Raw genomic sequence first — 23332 nt, forward strand, 5'->3', positions numbered from 1 at the left:
TTACGCTATTAAAAGTAAGCTGAAGCATATGAGTAAACGTCCTTTGATTTTAGTGACCAATGATGATGGTATTACCGCACCCGGAATTAGAGCCTTGATTTCTGTAATGAACACTATTGGAGATGTGGTTGTAGTAGCACCAGACAGCCCTCAAAGTGGAATGGGACATGCAATTACAGTAAACGCAACACTATATATCGAAAATGTGGAAATTGATGGAAAACAACAAGAATATAGTTGTTCTGGTACACCGGCAGATTGTGTAAAACTGGCGGTAAGGGAGATTTTAGACCGAAAACCAGATATTTGTGTCTCTGGTATTAACCATGGCTCTAACTCTTCTATAAATGTTATTTATTCTGGTACAATGAGTGCTGCACTAGAAGCTGGTATCGAAGGTATTCCTGCCATTGGGTTTTCATTATTGGACTATAATTGGAATGCCAATTTTGAACATTGCAAACCTTTTGTAGAAACCATTACAAAGCAAGTTTTAGAACACGGCTTACCAGATGGAGTTGTTCTGAATGTTAACCTTCCCAACTTAAACGGAGAAGACATTAAAGGTATAAAAGTTTGCAGACAAGCGCGTGCCAATTGGGTAGAAGAGTTTGATAAACGCACCAACCCTATGGGTCGTGATTATTATTGGTTGGCTGGTAAATTTGTAAATATGGACAATGGCGAAGACACCGATGAATGGGCTTTAGCAAATGGTTATGTATCTGTAGTACCTGTTCAGTTTGATTTAACAGCACACCACACTATACAAAAGCTAAACACTTGGAAATTAAATTAAGTTTCATTAATTAAAATTACCGCTTTTGCGGAAAAAAATGACTAAAAAAGAAATAACAATTGGTTTTTTTGTTGGATTAATTGCTGCAACTTTCGGACTGATTGTTGCTATTCAAATTTTTGGAAAGTCCGATGACTGGGGACAAGTTGTTTCGCAAGCTATAAAAAATGGCACACTTACAAAATTGATGAGCATTGGCGCCTTATTAAACCTAGGTGCTTTCTTTTTGTTTCTGAAGAAAAATCAAGATCAAAGAGCTAAAGGTGTATTAATTGCTACATTACTTATTTTTATTACAACGATGGTTATAAAATTTATAAACTAAATGAAGTATTATATCATTGCTGGCGAAGCTTCGGGCGATTTGCATGGTTCTAATCTTATGAAAGCCTTATTAAAACAAGATGATAAGGCTGATATAAGATTTTGGGGAGGAGACTTAATGCGTGCTGTTGGCGGTGAATTGGTTATGCATTACAAAGAACGTCAGTTTATGGGTTTTGCAGAAGTGATTTTTAACCTCCGAAAGATCGCTAAGCATATAAAATTCTGTAAAAGTGATATTGAAAAATTTCAGCCAGATGTTATTGTTTTTATTGATAATTCTGGCTTTAATTTAAGAATTGCCAAATGGGCCAAATCACGCAAATTTAAAACGCATTATTATATATCCCCTCAAGTTTGGGCATCTAGAGCGAGTCGAATAGAAAAAATTAAACGCGATGTTGACCAAATGTACTGCATTTTACCTTTTGAAAAAAAATTTTACAAAACATACAATTACGATGTACACTTTGTTGGCCACCCGTTAATTGATGCCATTGCAGACCGTCCCCAGACTAATGAAAATGAATTTAGAAAAATACATCAACTCAGTGCCAAACCCATAATAGCCTTATTGCCTGGAAGCAGAAAGCAAGAAATCACCAAGATGCTCGGCATTATGCTAAATGTGGTTGATGATTTTGAAGATTATCAATTCGTTATTGCTGGAGCTCCAAGTCAAGATTACGAATTTTATAAAGATTTCATCAAGCAAGAAAATGTGAGTTTTATTTCTAATAAAACCTATGATTTATTAAGCATTTCGAATGCTGCCTTAGTAACCTCTGGCACAGCAACTTTAGAAACCGCATTATATAAAGTTCCGCAAGTAGTGTGTTATAAAGCCAATGCCATTTCCTATCAAATTGCGAAGCGCATTATTACTTTAAAGTTTATTTCGTTGGTTAATCTAATAATGGATCGTGAGGTAGTTACTGAACTTATTCAAGGTGATTTAAACAAGAAACGCCTCAAAAAAGAACTTTCCGATATATTAAACTTCGATAAGCGCGAACAACTATTTTTAGACTACTATGACTTAGAACAAAAACTTGGTGGTAAAGGGGCGAGTGAGAATACGGCGAGGTTAATCTTTAATGCTGTTAGAAATTCAAACAACTAAATTCCAAATCTCAAAAGCTATAGATGAAGCGATTACTACCAATACTATTACTAGCTCTCTTATTAAGCAGTTGCAAATCCAAAAAATCATATTCCAACAAAAAAAGGCAAACCCATACGGTTAAGGTCAATACGACTGCAAAACCGTCTGAAGAAGCTGAAACCATTGCTAAATACGCCAAAAAATTCAATGGTACACGCTATAAATATGGCGGCACCACAAAACGCGGTATGGATTGCTCTGGTTTGGTATACACATCATTTAAAGACAATAAAGTTTCTGTACCCAGAACTACAAGAGATTTATCGAGTTATGGTGATTGGATAGATTTAAAAGAAGTCAATGTTGGTGATTTGGTATTTTTTGCCACTAAAAAAAATAGCCGTAGAGTTAACCATGTTGGTATTGTAACAAATGTTCGACCTGGCAATGTTGAGTTTATCCATGCCTCAACCAGTAGAGGTGTTATAATTTCATCATTAGCCGAAAAGTATTGGTATTTTGCTTTTGTACAGGCGAGGCGCGTGCTATAAAATAAATTTCTATCAACTGACGCATCCAAAATACATTAGATTTCCTAATTTAATTTCATTCTAATTATTAATAATAAAATAACAAAGTTTACATTAGGAACACCTTTTCTTAATAATCCATTCAGCATCTGTTAACGTAGTCAAAGTAGTTTTGTTTCAACAAATAATAAAACTACCATGAAAACACTTAAACACATTTCAATTCTTTTTACCTTATGTTGCTTATTATCCTGCAACGACGATGATGACAACAATCGCCAGTCCCCAAACTTGGTTGACTTACAATCACACTCTGACACACCAGTTTTACTAAAATTAGAGCCAGAATTCTCGAGTGTAAACATTTACAACTTTTTGAGTTCTGAAGACCAATTAGAAAACACACCAAATTTTGTGTATGGTTCTATGGCTGATGGTGCTGGATTGTTAAAAAACAATGACAATACTTACACGCTTATCAATAATATTGAAGCTGATTATTCTATTGCCAGGATTACTTTAGACGAAACCTTTAAGCCTATAGCTGGCGATTACATTCTAAATGCAGCAGCTACTGCTTCTACTGCACAATGCTCTGGATCTCTCATTACGATGGAAGAACATGGGTTTGGCCCACTATATCTTTCTGGCGGAGAATGGGGAGGATCTTCTAAAGGCGTTTTTGCTACCGACCCCTATAAATCAGCAAATTCTGCTTCCTCTGCATTAATGTTGCCAGCGTTTGGGCAATGGTCTACTGAAAATGCCGTAGTTATCGGAAAAGATGCCTACCCAAACAAAACTGTAGCCTTTATTGGAGACGATCATTCTGACAACACTATCCCTTCTGGCCAGTTAGGGATGTATGTTGGAGATTTTGGAGACTTAAACGGCGGACAACTTTACGGTTTACGAGTAACGCAGGCTGGTATCAACTTTGAAATGGATATGCAAGAGGGCGTATCATATCCCATGAATTTTGTTGCCTTGAACGAAACCAATATAGACTTATTGGATGCTGAGGCAAAAACTAAGGGCGTAATGGGGTTCTCTAGATTAGAAGATATTGATTGGAGAAGGGGTTCTGCATATAACAACAGGGAAATCTATTTTTGTGTTACAGGAAGACAAAAACCAGATTTAGTTGGTAAAGGAACAACTTATGGCCGTATCTATAAAGTCGTTTTAAATGAAAATGACCCATCTGGTGCCGGAACTATAACATGTGTATTGGATGGAGATTTAACCAATGGCGTTGCCAAAGCATTTCATAGCCCTGACAATATTTTAGTTACTGAAAACTACGCTTACATACAAGAAGATCCCAATGGCTATTTTGATACCGCAGACAAAACCCATTTTGCAAGACTATACCAATACAACCTTAATACAGGTGCTCTAAAAGTTGTATTGGAATGTGACCAAACAACAGCAGCAGGTCTAGGCTATGGAACAATTGACAGAATATGGGAGCTTACAGGCATGATTGACATCTCTGACGTGATAGGAGTCGATGAATCCTTTATTTTGATTACTCAGAATCATGGTTGGGAACCAGCCGACGGCTCTGCGTTTACCGATCCTAATGCAAACCCAGATCCTGATAGCAGAAAAGAAGGAAGTATGTTATACGTGCTCCAAGGATTAGACCGATAATTATGAAATATTTAAACTCAAAAAAGGCATACATTGTTTTTGTATGCCTTTTTTCAATCGTTTTTGGTTGTAAGGACAATACACCCAATTATTCTGAAGTAATTACAAAAACAAAGCAGCCCCTAGACGTATTAGAACTCAATTACAAAAAACTACTCAATAACTGCATTAATAATTTAAACGCCCTAGAACATTGCGAAGATTATGAAACTGCCCTAAAATACTATACAAAAGCCAGGCATAACTTTAAATCCCTAGAACCTATACTTGCATTTGTGGACAAGAACAATTACATGTCGCTCAATGCCCCCAACATTCTTAAAGTTGAAGAAGAAGATGCTACCGATATAAAAATCAAAAAGCCCTTTGGTTTTCAGGTTATAGAAGAAGCACTACATGATGATGCCCTTAGTTTAAAGGATGTTGCAAAAGTTACCCAAATTACTAAAAACCGACTAAAACTTATAGAGCAAAACACACAACTTAAATTAAAGAATTACCATGTCATTTGGTTACTGAGAGATCAAATAACAAGAATGGCTCTTACAGGAATAACAGGCTTTGATTCACCTGTTCTAGAAAATTCACTTGAAGAAGCCAAATTGAACTACACAACATTAAAAAATATATTGAACCTATACTCCAACAATTTTAAAAGTCTAGATTTATTAAACGAATGGAAAAAAGAGATTAGTGTATCACAAGATATGCTGAGTGGTGATTTTAATACTTTCAACAGATATAGTTTTATAAAAAACCATACACACAAACAGTTGAAGTTGTTGAATAAAACAGTATACGATTGGAATGTGAACTTTCCTTTTGCGTTGGCATTCAATAATGATATGACCTCATTGTTTTCCCATAACACTTTTAATATTGATTTTTTTGCCAATTATGTAGAAAAAGATTCAATACGAGATAAAAAATCAAAGCTTGGCAAAATACTTTTTAACGATAAGCGCCTTTCAAGAGACCAAACCATGAACTGCGCCACTTGTCATAAACAGGAACTTGCATTTACAGACGGACTTAAAAACTTTCCGGAGCAAAAACGCAATACACCTACGTTGACATATGCCGCATTGCAACAGAGCATGTTTTATGATGGTCGTACGGGAAATCTAGAGGGCCAAATTGTGGATGTGGTAAACAATAAGGATGAATTTCACAGTAATTTAGAAGACTTGTCTTTAGTAGTAAAATCAGATTCTACATACACAAATTTCTTTAATAGGCTTTACGAAAAAGGTGTTAACGATGCCAACATTAGAAATGCTATTGCCGTTTATATTAGAAGTCTAAACAAGTTCAATTCAAAATTCGACAATAACATCAATGCTTTGGAAAACACAATAACCGAATCTGAAATAAATGGTTTTAATCTATTTATGGGTAAGGCGAAATGTGCCACTTGCCATTTTGCTCCCGTTTTTAACGGCACTGTACCACCTAACTTTACAGAAACCGAGTTTGAATTGTTAGGTGTCCCAAAATCCAAGCATCTTCCTGCAGTTACCGATACCGATTTGGGACGGCATGATGTATTTAACACCCCTGAACGCAAGCATTTTTTTAAAACCCCAACCGTAAGAAATATTTCTAAAACAGCACCTTATATGCACAATGGTATTTATGATGATTTAGAAGAACTTATGGATTTTTACAATAACGGTGGTGGTGCCGGGCTAGGACTTGAGTTTGAATACCAAACCCTACCATCTGATTCCTTAAATTTAAATGCAGATGAGATAAAGGACATTATTGCCTTTATGAAAAGTCTAGAGGACAATTGACCGTTAAAATAATCGCACCATAAAAAAGCTGTAGTGTATATTACTTTAGTGACTTATTGTAATGAAGTTACTAAATTTTAATATCATAAAGCTTACTGCATGCTTAATCTTAGGGATTATCCCTGCGCATTATTTTGTTAACGACGCTAGAGTTTCGTATGGTGCTATTATACTATTTTTGTTTGTTTAGGATTAAACTTGTTGGCACTGAGAATCCTTTTTTTGGCTTTGTTCTATCAAAAGTTACTTTTCCACGCTCTGTCTCAACTAAAGTCCATGAAGCTTTACCATTTTTTAATATTTCAAATGTAACCTTTCCATATTTTTTATAGCCAGTATCGAAAAAGCTAAAACAAATTTTATCTTCAAATTGATCATCCCATTCACTTTCATAAACTAGAGTCTTATTACTTTCATTGCTATATTTACAATCATTACTTGTATTAGAATGGCAATAAATACCTTTTAAAACTTTAACATAATTACCTGTAATCTTTGAAAGCTCTTTAACACTCATAATTTGAACCTTGAATGTTGTATTAGCATCTTTATAAATCCACTCACCTTCAAATTTTTCCGATACTTTGTCAGGAACTTTATAGGTAATTCCTTTTTTTGATGATTTAGGCCACACTTTACCTTTTTGCACTATTATTTCATCTTTTTCTTGTGCGCTTATATTCATTATGTTTAAAACTATTGCTATTATAAATATTAAATTTTTCATTTTTTTGTTTTTGTTTTTGTTTTATATTAATTACAATCACCATTAACTATGCCATTGTTCCTATTCAAGTTTAGTTTTTCCCAACTGTCAAAGTTTGAGCTTCCTTTAGTTAAAATTAATCCTGAATCCTCTAATGCTTTTAACAATGCTATCTCGCGAGCTGTTATTTGATTTTCCCCACTACTAATTAGGGTCATATATTCTAAAGTATAAGCACTAAACCATGTATTGAAACTTTCTTGTGAACTCAGATTTGTGTTTCCGAAGTTGCTAAACTCATCAGCATTATCAATTACAATTGTATAAGCTGTATCTTGTGGAGTGACAACACTAAAGATAAATGTGTCAGTATTCTGTATTAGATCATAATTATATAACTCATATAGTCCAACTATATCTCCTGGTGAAAATATTGAATCACCCATTCCAAAATGTGAATGCAAAAACCCGGCAATAGGTGATTGTGGATTTATATCAATATATTGTTCACTTGCATTACCGTCAATAGGCGTATAAACATTATCACCTTCTAACCCTATATAATAACCTTTCTCATAATTAAGTCCTGTGCTGTTTTTCAGATCATTCATTTTATTTTTAAATTCAATATCGGTGCCGAGACTATTTATTTTATCACATGGGTCGCTGGATGGTGTAGCTACAGTGCCAGAAGATCCACCACTTGCTCCAGCATCCCAAGAATTAACACCACTACCATTGCCTTGATCAAATATATCCGATATAACAACATAATTTACTGGTGGTCTACCTCTTTCTACAATGATAACGATTTCATCTAATTCACCACAATAACTGCAAGCTGAAAAAGGACAGTCCGGGCAATCTGGATTAGTCTTAGCACTCGTCATTAATTCCCCAATTCCAATTTGGCTACTACTAATATATTCTGAGTTTAAAATACCGTTAAGAACTTTATAACCATATAAGAAATCACCCGATAAATCTGTAATTAATACATCACCCGAAAAAACTTCGTCTGTTGAGTTTTCATCACTAACCATACTAAAAATAACACTTTGTATTTCGTTATCAATCTCTAAAAACAATATTCTACTATAATGATGATCGTAAATAGTGGTAGCAGGAAAAATTGTTAAAAGCTCATCACTGTTGGTGATTTCTTCTTGTACAGCATTATCAGATACGGAAACTAAGTAACTATCTTCTGTAATTGTTTTATTAACTATGCCTTGATTATTTAAGTTCAAAAATTCTAACGCATCATTTATTTCTACAGTCTTGAAATTCCCTTCCGTTGTTTGCTCTTCTTCTTTCTTTTCACATGTAAAAAGAAGAATTGGTATTCCAAGGATAAGTATTCCGAACTTAAGATAAGTTTCAAGTTTTCTATGTTTCATTTAATGTAGGTTTTTTTGTTCATAATCAAACTTAGGCTTAGATAATGTAATATTAAACTGATAATGAGTAAATTGTATTTTTAGATAAGTAAAACACATCATTGACTTATTGAAATAAATTACAAAACTATCTATAAGACACTTTTTTCTTACAAAAGTCACATCAGTTAATGGTATGCCATAATCTAGACTCTATAAAGCAGCATAGCGGTAACGTAATTAGAAATTATAAAGTTGGTGAACTCGTCAATAGTGGTGAGGGGCTGGGCCTTGAGTTTGAATACCAAACCCTGCCAGCTGATTCCCTAAATTTAAATACCGATGAGATAAAGGACATCATTGCCTTTATGAAAAGTCTAGAGGACAATTGACCGTTAAAATAATCGCACCATAAAAAAGCTATAGTGTATATTACTTTAGTGACTTATTGTAATGAAGTTACTAAATTTTAATATCATAAAGCTTACTGCATGCTTAATCTTAGGGATTATCCCTGCGCATTATTTTGATCTTGACACTAACGTTTCGTTATGTATTATCATTATACTATTAGCTTTCTTAGGTGGTTATTGGTTAGTTCTTCGCCAAAAAATAAACCGTTCGCCCTATTTTGCGCTCTTGACATTTTTCTGCATGATTGGTATTGGCATTAACACCTACAATATTAAAAATGAAAAATTAAGATCAGAGCATTATACCAATATTCACAAAAAACATGAACCTGTAGCATTAGATTTTAAAATTGAAGAACGGTTAAAACCAGATGCCTTTAGCAACAAATATATTGTTTCAGTAAAATCTATTGCAAATAAAAAGGCTTCAGGAAAATTGCTTATCAATGTAAGACGAGATTCAACATCTACAATTTTACCAGTTGATACCGTTTTATTTACATCAGTTGAACTTGAAACCATTCAAAAGCCACTAAACCCTCATCAATTCGATTATAGTAAGTTTTTAGAATTGAGACAGGTTTACCATCAACTGTATGTAGAACAATCTGAACTCTTCTTGGTCTCAAATGAGAAAACCACTATTTACGGTCTTGCAGACCAGTTAAGAATATCAATCAACGAGAAGCTTATTACCGCCGGATTTAAGGACGATGCTTTAAGCATCATAAATGCTTTATTACTTGGCCAACGCCAAACTATAAACAAAAGCACTTACAACAATTATGTAAACTCTGGTACCATTCACATTTTAGCAGTTTCTGGACTTCATGTTGGTATTTTACTTTTGATTCTAAATTTTATACTTAGACCGCTACTTTACTTTAAATATGGCAATTTTATTAGACCTCTAATTATTGTTATTTTACTTTGGGTTTTTGCCATTATTGCTGGCTTATCTCCGTCAGTGACTCGTGCTGTAACTATGTTTAGCATTATTAGTATTGCCATGCACCTTAAGCGTCCTACAAATATTTACAACACCTTGGCGATTTCTGCATTTTTTATACTTTTGGTTAAACCTCATTTTTTATTTTCAGTGGGGTTTCAAATGAGTTATTTAGCGGTTTTAGGTATTGTGAGTGTTCAACCCATAATCTATAGTTTATGGCGACCTAAATATTGGATTTTGGATAAACCGTGGCAAATTTTTACAGTGACACTAGCTGCCCAATTTGGTGTTTTGCCTATAAGTCTGTTTTATTTTCATCAGTTTCCCGGTCTGTTTTTTATCTCTAATATTGTGGTTATTCCATTTTTGGGTTTGATTCTAGGCCTGGGACTGTTGGTTATCGCTTTAGCATTATTGAATATGTCACACAGCTATATTACCACTTCTTATAGCTATATTATTGATAGCCTAAATGAGTTTATTGCTTGGATTGCACAATTTGAAAGCTTTCTTTTTAGGGATATTCCATTTACTTTGTTACAAATGGCATTGAGTTATTTCATTATTGTGACTTTCGTTAATACCTACAAAACCAAGATTTTTAGATGGGTAACATTGTGTTTAGTAGGAATAATTGCCTTTCAGAGCACGATGATTTATAATAAAATTACGGCTCAAGATGATGCGTTTATCGTTTTCAACAAAAGTCGTTTTACTATAATTGGACAAAAAAGCGGCCATCAGTTAATAGTACATCATAACATGGATTCTATAAAGCAGCGTAACGACAATGTTATAAGCAATTATAAGGTTGGTGAATTGATTGATTCTATTTCAAAAGATAGCCTACAACATATTTACCAATTTAAGGATAAGACCATTTTGGTTATTGACAGTTTGGCAGTATATAAAGGTATTAGATTTAAGACCAATTATGTACTGATACGTAATTCACCAAGATTAAATCTCAATCGTGTTATTGACACTTTAAAACCTACGCAGGTTATAGTAGACGCTAGCAATTACAAGTCTTATGTAAAGCGTTGGAAAGCAACATGTGCAAAAAGAAAAATCCCTTTCCATTACACAAATGAAAAGGGAGCTTTTATTCTAGAATAAGTACTGTTTTAAGGCTGTGCTTTTGCTAATACGATTTGTTCTTTCTGTTTGTTAATCATTTGATTAAAGAACTCTTTTAGAAAAAGATATGAATCTGCACTCATAGTAGCTTCATTAAGCTCAAGAGATGATGATAGTTGGATTTTGTTTCCAATCACCTTTGACACAAAATTAAATTCTCCAAGCCCATTTGGAATTTTAACGGCTACGGGCCCAGGGTTGGATTCTAACACATAGCCTTCGGGAAATGCAATATTAACCATGTACCTATTTTTCATTGGGTATCCAAAATCTATGGGAAATGCCCTCGTTTCAGATCGAAATGGATTCTCATTAATCTTTAAGAATAGAAGCGGTTGGATATATATTTTACCGTCGATAATATCGGCACTAGACTCTTTGTAGAAATCATACGATTCAGAAACATAGCCCTTATAGTCATCTGTGTTTTTGGCTTCGTAATTTGATATTTCGATATTTTCTAAAACTTCCTCTTTTTCAGTAATGAACGCATCTAAATCACGGTTTTTAAAGTTCTGTCTAAATTCATAAGCACTGTGATTGGTATGTCTAGATTTGATATTTCCCTCAATAATGCCTTCTTCATCTAATTTGGCAGTAACCATGTATTGAGATTCACCTGTTTTTGGTGTAGAAATACCTACCTTCTTCCATACAAGTTTATTGTTATCAACTAAAATTCCTTGCCAATTGTAGTCTTTAAGCGGCAATAGATTAACATCGCTAAATTCATCTGTTGCATCCAAAAAGTATCTTTTACTGTTTATGTAAGCATAGGCTATAACATAATTTAATCTATCGACTGTTGGAAAAAATGGAATCAAATTATCCTTAGTGCTTATTATCAGAGGATTAGCATCAATACCCGCATATCTTAACATAGCCACTAGAGTAAGATTAACGTCCGCAGCATTACCTTTTTTCTCCTTAATTGCGTTGCGTATGCCTTTTTGAAAATACTTCCCATCTAATCCATTCCACTTAATATTTTGTTTTACGTGCTTAAAAATGGCATTCATTTTTTCAATATCATTTTCTTTATCCGCAATTATCGCGTCCAAAGTATCATCAAAAGATCTTGTTTTATCTAATTCTTCTTTATAATCTTCTGTACTCCCTATAGTCTTGGCCACGTCACCCCAAGTTTTTGCAAAATATCTACCACTACTTCCGTGTCTTTCAATTGAAACGAGCTCAAAAACCACTCCCGCTCTATAATTATCGATATTATCAACAAAACTTTCTTCCTTTAGAGCTGGCACATCATTTAAGGTGTAATTTAGGACGTCTACAGACATACCTATAGCATTGTCCTGCTTCAACGTATGTTTTGGCGAAAAACTTAAATAACCTTTTTGTTTAGCATTAAAATTATATCCTTTAGGTGTTCTAATTTCTGCCTCTAATCGCTTTATTGGTATATCGTATTGAAATCTGAACTCATCAATATTAAAATAAAAAGGTGATGAAATTTTATATCTAATATCCATCACAGAACCTTCTTTTACATTAGGTAATGTGAATTTTACTTGATTATAATTATAGCTATACTCGGTTTTAAAAATTTGATCTTTATCTAGTGCTGTTTTTTCAATCTTACCGTCTATCAAATTAAACGTGTAGGCCTTTATTCTGCTAACTCTCTCTTTTGTATTTCTACTTTTATATAAATTTAAACTTACAGTAGCCTTATCAAAACCATCTTTATTATATATTTTTATGCGCTTATGTATCTCAGTGATAAGCTCTACACCTATGGAACTAGAAACAAAATAAGTTTCTTGATTCTTATACAAAATAACAGCATTGGCCGATGAGTCTTTATCATAGTGTTTTTCTAAAAGCTCAGCTTTATCAACTTTACCAAACTTTGGGGATTGAGAAAAAACAAATTGAACAGAAACCAAACTTAAAAGTAGATATATTTTTTTCATTATAATTAATTTATTGCTTTTAGTACTATTTTTGAATTATCGTTTTTAGATACTTTCTTTCTAAAACTTCTGTAATCCTCATAATCTGTTTTAGGATATTCTCCTTTTTTTATCAATAACTTTCGTTTATAAATAAGCTTACCTTCTTCTTGCCTAACAGTAAAACTGTACTCCCCAAATTTATTTTTTATCTCCACATTATCAGGCATTGCTTCAATTTCATAATTTTTTGGAATCACAAAAATGAACACATCTTCATCGAGATAACCTCGAGTTATATCTACTGGTGATTTTCTGTTTCTATACCTATTGGGAACGTAAGTGTTTTGGTTTAAAGCATTTGGTTTAAAAAGAATTCTGTCGCCAGTTTGTGTTGTGTAGTTTTGGGCTGAAACATCCAGCGTTTCTGTAAATTCAATATGGGTTTTATCATTATGGAACTTGTACTTATCTACCATCAGATCATTTATATAACCCCAATTCTTCTTGTAAAAATTTATTACATCTTTATCAGATTGTCTTTCTATTGAGAAACGATTGTCATATCTTAAACCTTCAGTTTTCCTTGTAACGTGAGCTATAATACCGCCATAACTGTCAAATTTTATATCTGCTTGTGTTAACTGATAATTTAAACTATCGGGATAAATTGTGGTTTTAACTATTTCGCTAGAATCAGGTTTAACTATAAGAACATTTCTATTATCCGTAAAATCTCCTATGAAGTTAAAAGGGTGTATCTGACTAGTGCAATCTAGCCATAACATATCATCCTCGTGTGGTATTGCCAATATAATGTGGTTACCTTGCTCTAGTGAAGCAAAATCATCTTCTAGATCAATCGGATCAGTACCTGCTTCAACAATAGAATAATAAGATTCAACTCCTGCAACTTCTAATAAGGATTGTGTATAATTAGTTAATCCCTTACAATCGCCGTATTTTAGTTCGTCAACTTCTAATGCAGGGATTGGTTGCACACCACCAATACCAACCTGTACGCTAATGTACCTTGTATTATTTTGAACGTATTCGAAAATCTGTTTTGCTTTTTCAACAGGGTCTTCAATGTTAGAAGTCATATCCAAAACTTCTTGTTTGGTTTCTTCAGTAATTTCATTTCTTCCCGAAAGGAGTGCATTATAAACCCAATCTCCAAATTCTTTCCAGTTTTTAGCTTTACCTTCCACTCCATAAAAACTAAAACTTTCCACTGCTACCATCACTTGAGGGATCATTTTATAAAGCGAAGGACTTAAACTCTCTGGCGCTAAAGGTTTAGCATTTTGCAATAAATATTGTAAAGAACTTGCTGTATTCGACTTTTTTAACTCTAATTCGTCTAAATTCTTTTCCTTATATCTCAAACCTAGGCTTGCTTTATCTACCAAGCGATATGAATCTTTTTGTACACTAACATAGTAACTTGTCAATGGTCTCCATGTTGGTATTGCAGCAGTATTTGATGTTTCAGTTTCGCATATAAACTCTACGGTATAAGGATATGAAACAGGGTCATATGCCATAGCAACGACCCGAGAATCGGAATATAAAGTCCCTCCATCTACTGCACTATGATCTATAAAATCTCTTCTCTTTATTTTTTTAATCTCTTCACCTTCAGCGTTAAAAATCCTAGCTCCAATTTTTTTGATCTTATTGTATCTATCATAACCAGAATATGCTTGTGTTGCTAAATTACCTTGTTCGTTAAGTACAGTCACTATTCGCTTTTCAGTGATCTTCATTCGATCATTAGATTCTATCTCAATAAGTACGTCGTTGAATCTCACCACAGCATTGGCCTTGGTCATTAATTCTGGTGGGATAGTAGAGGAATCATACAAAGATTCTTCTTGCGAAAAACTACAGTAGGCAATAAGGATTAAGAAAATAGATAGAATAGGTTTTTTGTGGGGCATGTAAGAGTAAAATTTTATTTATGCTGAGCAATATATAAAGTATATACAGTTTTACAAATGACAATTATCATATTTCCCTGCTCATCTAAATTTTATGCAGTTCATAGAGATAATTACACTTTTTTCTTGGACATTGATCTCTTTTTAATGATAAAAACCATAATTAAAACTATAAAACAGGGCAAACCTATGTATTTTAATTCACTAACAATAACCCTAATCCCCCATTCTGAAAAGAATTGCTCAAAACCAATTGGCGAGACCCTAATCGCTCTAAAAGGAAAAAAGTATCTGGAGTTTTCAAAAGGAATAAAAAAACCCACACCCTTTCCACCCGAAGTCATTGCGTCTAAAATACCGTGGGAAAGTATTGATAAAAACATAACTATAGCAAAAACCCACTTTCTAGTCTTACCAAATAATAGCGACAGCAAAATACACCAAATTAAGGCAAACAAAATAGAATGCGTAAAACCTCTATGACCTAAAGGGTGAGCATAAGGAATACCAAATTTAAACGCTAAAACATCGATATCTGGTAAAATAGCTGAACCAATGGCTAAAAACAAAAGTAGCTTACTTGACTTATAATCAATGATTTTCGATGTCGTAAACGCCACTAATCCATGACCAAAAATAGATGCCATTATGCTCTGTGTTTTGAATCTATGATAATAGTTACTGGCCCGTCATTTATTAAACTCACTTTCATATCGGAGCCAAAATCACCTGTTTGAATCGATTTTCCCAATTCCCCTTGAAGTCTTTTTACAAATTTTTCATATAAAGAAATCGCAATATCTGGTTTTGCTGCTTTAATATAACTTGGACGATTTCCTTTTCTTGTACTGGCATGAAGTGTGAATTGACTTACCACGATAATATCTCCCCCCGAATCTAGCACAGATACATTCATAATACCATTTTCGTCTGGAAAAACCCGAAGATTTACAATCTTTTTGCACATCCAATCTATATCGTCTTGGGTATCCTCATCTACAACACCCAATAATACCAAAAGTCCTTTTTGAATAGAAGCAACCTTTTTTTGACCTATAGTTACCGAGGCTTCTAAAACCCTTTGTATTACTATTTTCATCTCTTTAAGTTCTTATCAGAATCTTTTTAGTCATTTAACCTTGTTAATGATTTAACCTTTGGTTGCCAAATATCAACTAAGCCTTCCCGTCATTTTCTGCAAAAATGAAACTCTACTTTTTTGAAAAAATAATTTTGTGTACAACAATTTACTTTTCATCCCAATTGTCGGTTCGGTAATGTTCATCTTCACCTTCGAGTATTTGAAGATAGCTTCTATACCTTGAGTAGGAAACCTCATCATCCTCGAGTGCTTCTTTAACGGCGCATTTTGGTTCTTTAAGATGTAGACAATTATTGAATTTACAATCTTGTTTTAATGCAAAAAACTCAGGAAAATAATCCCCAACTTCCTCCCTTTCCATGTCGACTACTCCAAAACCTTTTATACCAGGTGTATCTATAATCTTTGCGCCGAAACTCAAATCGAACATTTCTGCAAAAGTTGTTGTATGTTGGCCTTGCATATGCTGTTGGGAAATCTCTTTGGTCTTTAAATCTAAAGCAGGTTCTATTGCATTGACCAGAGTAGACTTACCCACACCAGAATGACCTGCAAACATACTCACTTTATCCACCATAAGGGTTTTTACCTTATCGATATTTTTACCATTTGTGGCAGATATTTCTATGCATTCATAACCTATTTTTCTATAAATACCCATTAAATATTTTACTTCTAGCACTGCATCTTCGTCATAAGAATCTACCTTATTGAACAACAAAACTGTTTTAACCGAATAGGCCTCAGCAGTCACCAAAAAACGATCGATAAAGCTCGAAAACGTGGGTGGGTTATCTATGGTAATTAAGAGAAAGACCTGATCTATATTAGATGCAATGATATGTGTTTGTTTGGATAAGTTTACAGACTTACGAACAATATAATTTTTGCGTTCTTCAATTCTATTGATGACGCCAGTTTCGGCATTGTTCTTTGTTTCTAATTCAAACTCAACTATATCACCAACGGCTATGGGATTAGTACTCTTTATACCTTCCAATCTAAATCTACCTTTAATTCTGCATTCGTAGAATTTACCGTTCATTGTTTTAACGGTATACCAGCTTCCGGTAGATTTATATACTGTCCCTGTCATTAATAAAATTTGCTAGTAACAAAGTAACAACTTTTTACTAGAAAAGTATTTACTTTATAGGCTTAAAACAAACATTGACAATCATGAAAAAAAATTTATTAATTATCGGATTAATTATCATGGGGCTTATTTTATTCTCATTTGTAGACCAAAATCAAACCCCTAACGTAGAATACAAAGTGATTACTAGTGTAGAATCAATTGTTCCAAGTGGGTTAGGTCGTTCTAGGTTAATATCATCTAATGCAGAAAGAGACTATTCAGAATTTACGTCTGAGCAAACTGAAGATAACAATACCAGAAATAAGTCCAAGAGAAAAAATATCCGCGTTAAGGATTTTGAAGAAACAAAACTTTTAAATTTTTACAATATTGGTGGTATTCGTTTTCAAAATATTGTGGCAAACGACGCCGTAATAACTTCTAAATTAATTGCAATGGGAAAAGATGGATGGGAACTTACATTTGTATCTAGCTCATCAGAAAGTGATGCCGGTGAAGGAGATGGCCAAGGCATATTTGTTACAAGATATATTTTTAAGAGACATTTTTAAGTCAAAAATTAATAAAAAAAGGCTCATAAATACGAGCCTTTTTTGTTTTTAATGATTAATAATTTCTTCTTGATGGTTAATCGATTCTTGGTGTATCGCCTTAAACATCCTAAGTATAAACTCTTCACTTAAGTTCTTCTCCTCACCCTCTAAAATCATTTTGCCCAAGATTTCATTCCAACGTTTATTCTGAAGCACCGCAACATTATGCTTCTTTTTCAACATTCCTATATCATCTGCCACTTGCATACGTTTCCCTAAAATTTCAATCAATCGGTGATCTATAACATCAATCTTTGTCCTTAGGGTATTTATCTTGTTCTTAAATTCTGCAGCTTCGCCGACTTCTTTCCTAATTCTTAAATCTTCAGTATACTTTACTAAAGTCTCTGGCGTAATCTGCTGTGCGGCATCACTCCATGCGTTGTCTGGATCGTGATGTGTCTCTATCATCAATCCATCATAATTTAAGTCTAATGCAGTCTGGCTTAAATCGAAAATGATATCCCTTCGTCCTGCAATATGCGAAGGATCTAATATTAACGGTAAATCTGGAAAACGATTCTGTAGATCTACAGCAATTTGCCATTCGGGATTGTTTCTGTACCGCGTTTTCTCGTAGGTCGAAAAACCTCTATGAATCACTCCAAGATTGTTAATGTTGTTGGTATAAAAGCGTTCGACCGCGCCTAGCCATAATGACAAATCTGGATTCACTGGATTTTTAATCAAAATGGGTTTATCTGTCCCTTTTAATGCATCTGCAATATCTTGAACTATAAAAGGACTTACAGTAGTTCTTGCTCCTATCCAAAGTATATCAACATCATGCTTTAAAGCCAATTCTACATGGTTGGCATTGGCAACCTCCGTGGTAATCCTCATACCAGTTTCTTCTTTGGCTCTTTGCAGCCATTTTAAACCTAAAGCTCCTACTCCTTCAAAATTACCTGGCCTTGTTCTTGGTTTCCAAATACCAGCTCTAAAAACCGTGGCATCACTATCTTTCAATTGATGTGCAATTTTTAAGACCTGATCTTCTGTTTCGGCACTACATGGGCCAGCAATGACAAGAGGGTGATTGAGGTTAAAGGCATCTAACCAATTTCGTAATTCTTTTTTATTTTCCATTTGCTATTAATCTGTTTGGGGTTGGATTGAATTAATTCCGTTTAATATATCTTTTATATGGTTTGTTGTTTCCATTTCATTGTAGACCGCTTCAAAATCTTCGGCCTCCATAAGCTTTTTAAAGTGTTTTAGGTTATTGATGTACTCATCTAAAGTTTCAATAACATTGGTCTTGTTTTGCTTGAAGATTGGTGTCCACATTGCTGGCGAACTTTTAGCTAAACGCACAGTACTTTCAAAACCACTACCAGCCATATCAAAAATATCGCGCTCGTTTTTTTCTTTTTCAATTACGGTTTTACCTAGCATAAACGAACTTATGTGCGATAAATGTGATACATAAGCAATATGTTTATCGTGTGCCTTTGGGTTCATGTACCGTATGCGCATTCCTAATTCTGAAAATAACTTTAGAGCTTTTTCCTGAAGCTTAAAAGCCGTCTCTTCTACCTCACATATAATATTGGTCTTGCCTTTGTATAAGCCATGAACTGCAGCACAAGGCCCAGAATGTTCCGTACCGGCAATAGGATGTGCTGCAAGGAAATTTCTACGTTTGGGATGATTCTTAACCTTTAAACAAATATCCTCTTTGGTTGAACCCACATCAAATACAATGGTCTCGTCCGATACGCAGTCTAAAACATTTGGTAAAACTTTTAAGGTAGCATCAACAGGAATTGCCACAATGACCAAATCAGCTTTATTTAAATCCTCAAAGCTTACCTTTTTATCAATGATGCCCAGCTCAATAGCTTTGTTTAAGTAATTGCCATTTCTGTCTATGCCAAAAATGGTACAATCAGGATTTTGTTTCTTTATGTCCAATGCGAAACTGCCACCAATTAAACCAACTCCTATGATAAATATGTTCTTCATGTACTTCTATTTATAATCTAGCTATTGCCTCTTTTATTGTTACTTCTGGCGCGCATAACGAAAAACGTACATAGCCTTCTCCATTACTTCCAAAAACTGTTCCTGGTGCTATAAAAATGGAATATTTTTTTAGTATTAAATCTGTGAACTCTTCAGATTTCACTTTAGGCGGTAACTTTGCCCAAACAAACATCCCTGTTGCATACTTATCGTGAGTACAATTTAACTTACTAACTAATTCCCATATTAGCTCACGTCTTTGTTCGTAAACACTATTTAAACTTACAAACCACATATCCGAACATTTTAATGCTTCAATAGCACCTTTTTGAATACCATAAAACATACCAGAATCCATATTGCTCTTTACTTTTAGTACTGCACTTAAATACTCATAATTACCCACCAACATACCAACTCTCCAACCCGACATGTTAAATGTTTTACTCAATGAATTTAACTCTAAACAAACTTGCTTGGCATTGTTATATCTCATAATGCTAATAGGTCTATCGTTGAGCACAAAACTATAGGGGTTATCATTTACAATAAGTATGTTATGGCGTTTACCAAAGGCTATGACCTCATCATAAAACTTGTTAGGTGCATTTGCTCCTGTGGGCATGTGTGGGTAATTGATCCACATTATCTTTACCTTACTTAAATTCATGCGCTCTAAAGCAATAAAATCTGGTAACCAATTGTTATCTTCCTTTAAATCATAAAAAATCGGCTTAGCCCCTAAAAGCTTGGTTACCGAGGTATAGGTTGGGTAACCAGGATTTGGCACCAACACTTTATCTCCTTTATTTAAAAATGCCATAGAGATATGCATAATACCTTCTTTGCTACCTAATAATGGTAATATTTCTGTTTTACCACTTAGATTAACCTTATAGCGTTTCTTGTAAAAATTTGCGATTTCTTCTCTTAACTCGGGCAATCCTTGATAGCTTTGGTATTTATTTGCTCCATCATCTTCCAAGCCTTCTTTTAATTGTAAGACTGCGTTAGATGGCGGCAATAAATCAGGACTTCCAATACCGAGGTTGATAATTGGTTTCCCTTGTGATTTTAGAAATGCTACTTCTCGCAATTTTTTAGAAAAGTAGTATTCTTCTACGTGTTTTAAACGGTTGGCAACTTCGATCATAATCTTGCGTTTTTATATTCGCCCAACACTTTAAAATTTTCTGCCATTAATTGCATTATTGCGTTTGCTTTTTTATAATCTTCGTAGTCTTCAAAAGTGATGTCTACAAAAAAAGCATACTTCCAAGGTGTATCAATTTTTGGCAAGGATTGAATTTTGGTTAGGTTGAGTTTACAATCACTCATTACATTGAGTATCGTAGCTAAGCTACCACGTTTGTGATCTAATTCAAACTTTAGAGAAGCTTTATTGATGGCTTTTCGTTCAACCTTACTATTTTCTCGCTTAACAATGGCAAAGCGGGTTTCATTATGCTTAATGGTTTGAATACTTTCTGCTAGAACCTCCAAATTATACATCTTAGCAGCATTTTTACTGGCAATAGCTGCAATTCCACTTAAATTTTGTTCTACTATTTGTTTGGCAACATCAGCGGTATCCTTGGCTTCCACTAATCTTATATGCGGATAGTTCTTCAAAAATACCTTGCATTGTAACAAAGCCATAGGGTGAGAATGTACCTCTAATATTGACGCTATAGTTTGCCCTTTTAAAGCCATTAGATTATGCTGAATATCTAGATAGTATTCACCGACTATAGACAAGTTATGGTTGTCAATAAGTGCATAATTAGGAATAATAGAACCCGCAATAGAATTTTCTAATGCCATAACAATATTATCCGTATCGCCTTCCATAAGACGATCTACCGCACTATCAAACGACATGCACTCCACTACTTCTGTTTTTGTGCCGAAGTATTGTTGAGCAACCTCATGATGAAATGAGCCTTTTATACCTTGTATTGCTATTGGTTTTTTCAAATTAGAATTTCATTCAAAGAAAAAGTCCCGATTAAATCGAGACTTTTAAAAACTATATTTTAAATAAAACATACTAAGCCCCGTTCCTTTTGTTATAAAAGAAATAAAACCAGTTGTAATATGTTTTAGATGTGTTCATGTTTATTATGTGGCTAAAGTAACCAATAAAATGAAAAAACAAAACCGATTAAACCAATTTTTATATTTATACGTTTAGTATTTGATTATTTTTACAAAAACTTGACCTAAATGTCTATCGAAGTTAAAAACATTACAAAACGCTATAAAGACCAAAAGGCACTAAACAATGTATCCTTTAAAGTCAATGATGCTGAAATCGTTGGATTTCTTGGTCCGAATGGCGCAGGTAAGTCAACCATGATGAAGATTTTAACGACTTACATTAATGCTTCTGAAGGTGCTGCTAGCGTCAATGGTTTTGATGTGGTTTCAGATAAAAAGAATGTGCAACGTAGCGTAGGCTATTTACCTGAGCACAATCCGCTTTATACCGACTTATACGTAAAAGAGTATTTAAACTTTAATGCCAATGTTTACGGCACATCTAAATCTAGAATTGACAAAGTTATTGAACTCACAGGCCTTTCTCCTGAAGCTCATAAAAAAATAGCACAGCTATCTAAAGGTTACCGGCAACGTGTGGGTTTAGCAAATGCGTTATTACACAATCCTGATGTATTGATTTTAGATGAACCTACAACTGGTTTGGATCCCAATCAATTAGTAGAAATTAGAAATTTGATTAGAACCATTGGCAAAGAGAAAACCGTATTTCTCTCAACCCATATTATGCAAGAAGTTGAAGCGATGTGCGACCGTGTGATTATTATCAATAAAGGTGAAGTTGTAGCCGATAAATATTTGAAAGATTTAAGAGATGGGCAAGAGCAAATCGTAGTCGTGGAATTTGATTATCGAGTAGAAGATGCTTTTTTAAATAAACTCCCTAAAGTAACAGATGTAAAAAACCCTATAGGTTTTGTTTATGAAATTACGTTTTCTACAAAAGACGATATGCGATCTCATGTTTTTGACTTTGCACATGATAATGAATTGAAAATTCTTCAGTTGAACCAGAAAAATGCAAGTTTAGAAAGTTTGTTTAGGGAATTGACGAGTTGAGAAAATAGACCTTAGATCACTTGGCTTTTAGATTATAGACTAGTTAAAAATCAATTCTCCAATATAGATTTCCTCGACATCAACCAAAGGTGGTTCGTTAACAGAAATGACATCTCCAGTTCCTCGTATCAATCCGGTTAGGCTTAATTGCGGATTTACAATCATATCGTTACTTCCACGATGACTTATCACCACGTTTTGAGCAATTAAATCCTCACCTTCAAAACGACCAGAGCCAGAGAAAAAACTAACCGAAAGATTGTCAGTATTTCCGTTAATATAGAATGACGAAATATTATTGGATATAATATTTAAATTCTGATTGTTGATGCTTAGCCTATAATCTCCTACAGTAAAAGCTACATTTTCATTAACGTCTTCTGAAATTAAACTTAAATTGGGATAAGATAGTGTTCCGTTTGATGACACTTCGTACTGTGACGAATTTCTTATCTCTGTTAAGACAGGAGTCTCAACATATATTTTTGTAATACCAAAATCTCTCACATAATTGCAGTTATTATCGTCAGTAAGCACTAATCTATTTCCAATGACTTCCGCTTTAACATCATTAATTAAATTTTCCCCTGTTTCAATAACAACTTTGTAATCTGCTGCTTGAGTAATAATTAATTCTACGTCTCTGTTAACCAGAATTCTTTCAAAACTAGATATTACAACTTCCTCTTGGATAATACTTCCTGCAGTTTGAAAACAATCATTAGCATCCTCGCTATTACAAGCAAAAATTAATACTATGAATACATAAATAAATTTTCTCATCATTTAATTAA

General features: G+C 33.9%; 22 protein-coding genes. 10 read left to right on the top strand and 12 right to left on the bottom strand.

The features are described 5' to 3' along the window. Positions 1-28: 28 nt before the first annotated feature. The 6 genes from surE (at position 29) to KCG49_RS09775 (ending at position 6210) form a co-directional block, all read left to right on the top strand. The gene (gene surE / locus KCG49_RS09750; RefSeq protein WP_218546197.1) at positions 29-799 is read left to right on the top strand and encodes a 5'/3'-nucleotidase SurE; all 771 of its coding nucleotides are present in this window, start codon (positions 29-31) and stop codon (positions 797-799) included. A gap of 37 nt (positions 800-836) precedes the next feature. After that, positions 837-1124 (top strand): hypothetical protein, encoded by a 288-nt coding sequence (locus tag KCG49_RS09755; RefSeq protein ID WP_218546198.1) that lies wholly within the window; start codon positions 837-839, stop codon positions 1122-1124. Then, positions 1125-2246 carry a lipid-A-disaccharide synthase gene (lpxB, locus tag KCG49_RS09760; RefSeq protein WP_218546199.1) on the top strand — a complete coding sequence of 374 codons (1122 nt, stop codon included), beginning with the start codon at positions 1125-1127 and terminating at the stop codon, positions 2244-2246. It begins immediately after the preceding gene. Between the two features lie 23 nt (positions 2247-2269). Beyond that, positions 2270-2779: a C40 family peptidase gene (locus tag KCG49_RS09765; protein WP_218546200.1), complete on the top strand. Its 510-nt coding sequence runs from the start codon at positions 2270-2272 to the stop codon at positions 2777-2779. A gap of 177 nt (positions 2780-2956) precedes the next feature. After that, positions 2957-4414: an alkaline phosphatase PhoX gene (locus tag KCG49_RS09770; RefSeq protein ID WP_218546201.1), complete on the top strand. Its 1458-nt coding sequence runs from the start codon at positions 2957-2959 to the stop codon at positions 4412-4414. Positions 4415-4416: 2 nt separating this feature from the next. Beyond that, positions 4417-6210, top strand: coding sequence for a cytochrome-c peroxidase (locus KCG49_RS09775; RefSeq protein WP_218546202.1), 1794 nt, complete (start codon positions 4417-4419; stop codon positions 6208-6210). A gap of 172 nt (positions 6211-6382) precedes the next feature. Here KCG49_RS09775 and KCG49_RS09780 read toward each other — a convergent pair whose 3' ends face one another. Together KCG49_RS09780 and KCG49_RS09785 are read right to left on the bottom strand one after the other, a co-directional pair. Beyond that, positions 6383-6937 (bottom strand): DUF6705 family protein, encoded by a 555-nt coding sequence (locus tag KCG49_RS09780; protein WP_218546203.1) that lies wholly within the window; start codon positions 6935-6937, stop codon positions 6383-6385. 26 nt (positions 6938-6963) lie between these two features. Next, positions 6964-8316, bottom strand: a complete 1353-nt coding sequence (locus KCG49_RS09785; RefSeq protein ID WP_218546204.1) for a hypothetical protein — start codon at positions 8314-8316, stop codon at positions 6964-6966. 170 nt (positions 8317-8486) lie between these two features. Between KCG49_RS09785 and KCG49_RS09790 the strand changes: the two genes are divergently transcribed. Together KCG49_RS09790 and KCG49_RS09795 are read left to right on the top strand one after the other, a co-directional pair. Further along, entirely contained in the window at positions 8487-8687 is a 201-nt protein-coding gene (locus KCG49_RS09790; protein WP_218546205.1) for a hypothetical protein, read from the top strand. A 61-nt stretch (positions 8688-8748) separates the two neighbouring features. Then, the gene (locus KCG49_RS09795; protein ID WP_218546206.1) at positions 8749-10779 is read left to right on the top strand and encodes a ComEC/Rec2 family competence protein; all 2031 of its coding nucleotides are present in this window, start codon (positions 8749-8751) and stop codon (positions 10777-10779) included. 8 nt (positions 10780-10787) lie between these two features. Here KCG49_RS09795 and KCG49_RS09800 read toward each other — a convergent pair whose 3' ends face one another. The 5 genes from KCG49_RS09800 to rsgA form a co-directional block, all read right to left on the bottom strand. Continuing rightward, positions 10788-12734, bottom strand: coding sequence for a transglutaminase family protein (locus tag KCG49_RS09800; RefSeq protein ID WP_218546207.1), 1947 nt, complete (start codon positions 12732-12734; stop codon positions 10788-10790). A gap of 5 nt (positions 12735-12739) precedes the next feature. Beyond that, on the bottom strand, positions 12740-14656 hold the full coding sequence (locus tag KCG49_RS09805) for a DUF3858 domain-containing protein (protein WP_218546208.1): 1917 nt from the start codon (positions 14654-14656) through the stop codon (positions 12740-12742). A gap of 113 nt (positions 14657-14769) precedes the next feature. Next, entirely contained in the window at positions 14770-15303 is a 534-nt protein-coding gene (locus KCG49_RS09810; RefSeq protein WP_218546209.1) for a metal-dependent hydrolase, read from the bottom strand. Beyond that, positions 15303-15755: a D-aminoacyl-tRNA deacylase gene (dtd, locus tag KCG49_RS09815; RefSeq protein WP_218546210.1), complete on the bottom strand. Its 453-nt coding sequence runs from the start codon at positions 15753-15755 to the stop codon at positions 15303-15305. The genes KCG49_RS09810 and dtd overlap by 1 nt, the downstream gene beginning before the upstream one ends. 148 nt (positions 15756-15903) lie before the next feature. After that, positions 15904-16854 carry a ribosome small subunit-dependent GTPase A gene (gene rsgA, locus KCG49_RS09820; RefSeq protein WP_218546211.1) on the bottom strand — a complete coding sequence of 317 codons (951 nt, stop codon included), beginning with the start codon at positions 16852-16854 and terminating at the stop codon, positions 15904-15906. A gap of 83 nt (positions 16855-16937) precedes the next feature. Between rsgA and KCG49_RS09825 the strand changes: the two genes are divergently transcribed. Beyond that, on the top strand, positions 16938-17408 hold the full coding sequence (locus KCG49_RS09825; protein ID WP_218546212.1) for a hypothetical protein: 471 nt from the start codon (positions 16938-16940) through the stop codon (positions 17406-17408). Positions 17409-17456: 48 nt separating this feature from the next. On the opposite strand, the gene KCG49_RS09830 is transcribed toward KCG49_RS09825, so the two are convergent. The 4 genes from KCG49_RS09830 to KCG49_RS09845 are packed head-to-tail and all read right to left on the bottom strand — an operon-like array spanning position 17457 to position 21395. Next, the gene (locus tag KCG49_RS09830) at positions 17457-18539 is read right to left on the bottom strand and encodes a bifunctional 3-deoxy-7-phosphoheptulonate synthase/chorismate mutase type II (protein ID WP_218546214.1); all 1083 of its coding nucleotides are present in this window, start codon (positions 18537-18539) and stop codon (positions 17457-17459) included. Positions 18540-18545: 6 nt separating this feature from the next. Then, the gene (locus tag KCG49_RS09835; protein ID WP_218546216.1) at positions 18546-19418 is read right to left on the bottom strand and encodes a prephenate dehydrogenase; all 873 of its coding nucleotides are present in this window, start codon (positions 19416-19418) and stop codon (positions 18546-18548) included. 10 nt (positions 19419-19428) lie between these two features. Further along, positions 19429-20571 carry a pyridoxal phosphate-dependent aminotransferase gene (locus KCG49_RS09840; RefSeq protein WP_218546217.1) on the bottom strand — a complete coding sequence of 381 codons (1143 nt, stop codon included), beginning with the start codon at positions 20569-20571 and terminating at the stop codon, positions 19429-19431. Further along, entirely contained in the window at positions 20568-21395 is an 828-nt protein-coding gene (locus KCG49_RS09845; RefSeq protein ID WP_218546219.1) for a prephenate dehydratase, read from the bottom strand. Before KCG49_RS09845 ends, KCG49_RS09840 begins: the two co-directional genes overlap by 4 nt. A gap of 249 nt (positions 21396-21644) precedes the next feature. Between KCG49_RS09845 and gldA the strand changes: the two genes are divergently transcribed. Next, positions 21645-22538: a gliding motility-associated ABC transporter ATP-binding subunit GldA gene (gldA, locus tag KCG49_RS09850; RefSeq protein ID WP_218546220.1), complete on the top strand. Its 894-nt coding sequence runs from the start codon at positions 21645-21647 to the stop codon at positions 22536-22538. Positions 22539-22577: 39 nt separating this feature from the next. Here the strand turns inward: gldA and KCG49_RS09855 are convergent, their stop codons facing one another. Then, entirely contained in the window at positions 22578-23324 is a 747-nt protein-coding gene (locus KCG49_RS09855) for a head GIN domain-containing protein (protein WP_256259944.1), read from the bottom strand. Positions 23325-23332 lie beyond the last annotated feature (8 nt).

The organism is Winogradskyella luteola (assembly GCF_019203985.1).
Lineage (GTDB): Bacteria > Bacteroidota > Bacteroidia > Flavobacteriales > Flavobacteriaceae > Winogradskyella > Winogradskyella luteola.

Excerpts from the sequence above, each read along its gene's own strand:
- surE (WP_218546197.1), top strand. The coding sequence starts at position 29 with ATGAGTAAACGTCCTTTGATTTTAGTGACCAATGATGATGGTATTACC.
- KCG49_RS09780 (WP_218546203.1), bottom strand. The coding sequence starts at position 6,937 with ATGAAAAATTTAATATTTATAATAGCAATAGTTTTAAACATAATGAAT.
- KCG49_RS09810 (WP_218546209.1), bottom strand. The coding sequence starts at position 15,303 with ATGGCATCTATTTTTGGTCATGGATTAGTGGCGTTTACGACATCGAAA.
- KCG49_RS09840 (WP_218546217.1), bottom strand. The coding sequence starts at position 20,571 with ATGATCGAAGTTGCCAACCGTTTAAAACACGTAGAAGAATACTACTTT.
- KCG49_RS09795 (WP_218546206.1), top strand. The coding sequence starts at position 8,749 with ATGAAGTTACTAAATTTTAATATCATAAAGCTTACTGCATGCTTAATC.
- KCG49_RS09830 (WP_218546214.1), bottom strand. The coding sequence starts at position 18,539 with ATGGAAAATAAAAAAGAATTACGAAATTGGTTAGATGCCTTTAACCTC.
- KCG49_RS09785 (WP_218546204.1), bottom strand. The coding sequence starts at position 8,316 with ATGAAACATAGAAAACTTGAAACTTATCTTAAGTTCGGAATACTTATC.
- gldA (WP_218546220.1), top strand. The coding sequence starts at position 21,645 with ATGTCTATCGAAGTTAAAAACATTACAAAACGCTATAAAGACCAAAAG.
- dtd (WP_218546210.1), bottom strand. The coding sequence starts at position 15,755 with ATGAAAATAGTAATACAAAGGGTTTTAGAAGCCTCGGTAACTATAGGT.
- KCG49_RS09775 (WP_218546202.1), top strand. The coding sequence starts at position 4,417 with ATGAAATATTTAAACTCAAAAAAGGCATACATTGTTTTTGTATGCCTT.
- KCG49_RS09765 (WP_218546200.1), top strand. The coding sequence starts at position 2,270 with ATGAAGCGATTACTACCAATACTATTACTAGCTCTCTTATTAAGCAGT.
- KCG49_RS09790 (WP_218546205.1), top strand. The coding sequence starts at position 8,487 with ATGGTATGCCATAATCTAGACTCTATAAAGCAGCATAGCGGTAACGTA.
- KCG49_RS09825 (WP_218546212.1), top strand. The coding sequence starts at position 16,938 with ATGAAAAAAAATTTATTAATTATCGGATTAATTATCATGGGGCTTATT.
- KCG49_RS09770 (WP_218546201.1), top strand. The coding sequence starts at position 2,957 with ATGAAAACACTTAAACACATTTCAATTCTTTTTACCTTATGTTGCTTA.
- lpxB (WP_218546199.1), top strand. The coding sequence starts at position 1,125 with ATGAAGTATTATATCATTGCTGGCGAAGCTTCGGGCGATTTGCATGGT.
- KCG49_RS09755 (WP_218546198.1), top strand. The coding sequence starts at position 837 with ATGACTAAAAAAGAAATAACAATTGGTTTTTTTGTTGGATTAATTGCT.
- KCG49_RS09805 (WP_218546208.1), bottom strand. The coding sequence starts at position 14,656 with ATGCCCCACAAAAAACCTATTCTATCTATTTTCTTAATCCTTATTGCC.
- KCG49_RS09835 (WP_218546216.1), bottom strand. The coding sequence starts at position 19,418 with ATGAAGAACATATTTATCATAGGAGTTGGTTTAATTGGTGGCAGTTTC.
- rsgA (WP_218546211.1), bottom strand. The coding sequence starts at position 16,854 with ATGACAGGGACAGTATATAAATCTACCGGAAGCTGGTATACCGTTAAA.
- KCG49_RS09800 (WP_218546207.1), bottom strand. The coding sequence starts at position 12,734 with ATGAAAAAAATATATCTACTTTTAAGTTTGGTTTCTGTTCAATTTGTT.
- KCG49_RS09855 (WP_256259944.1), bottom strand. The coding sequence starts at position 23,324 with ATGATGAGAAAATTTATTTATGTATTCATAGTATTAATTTTTGCTTGT.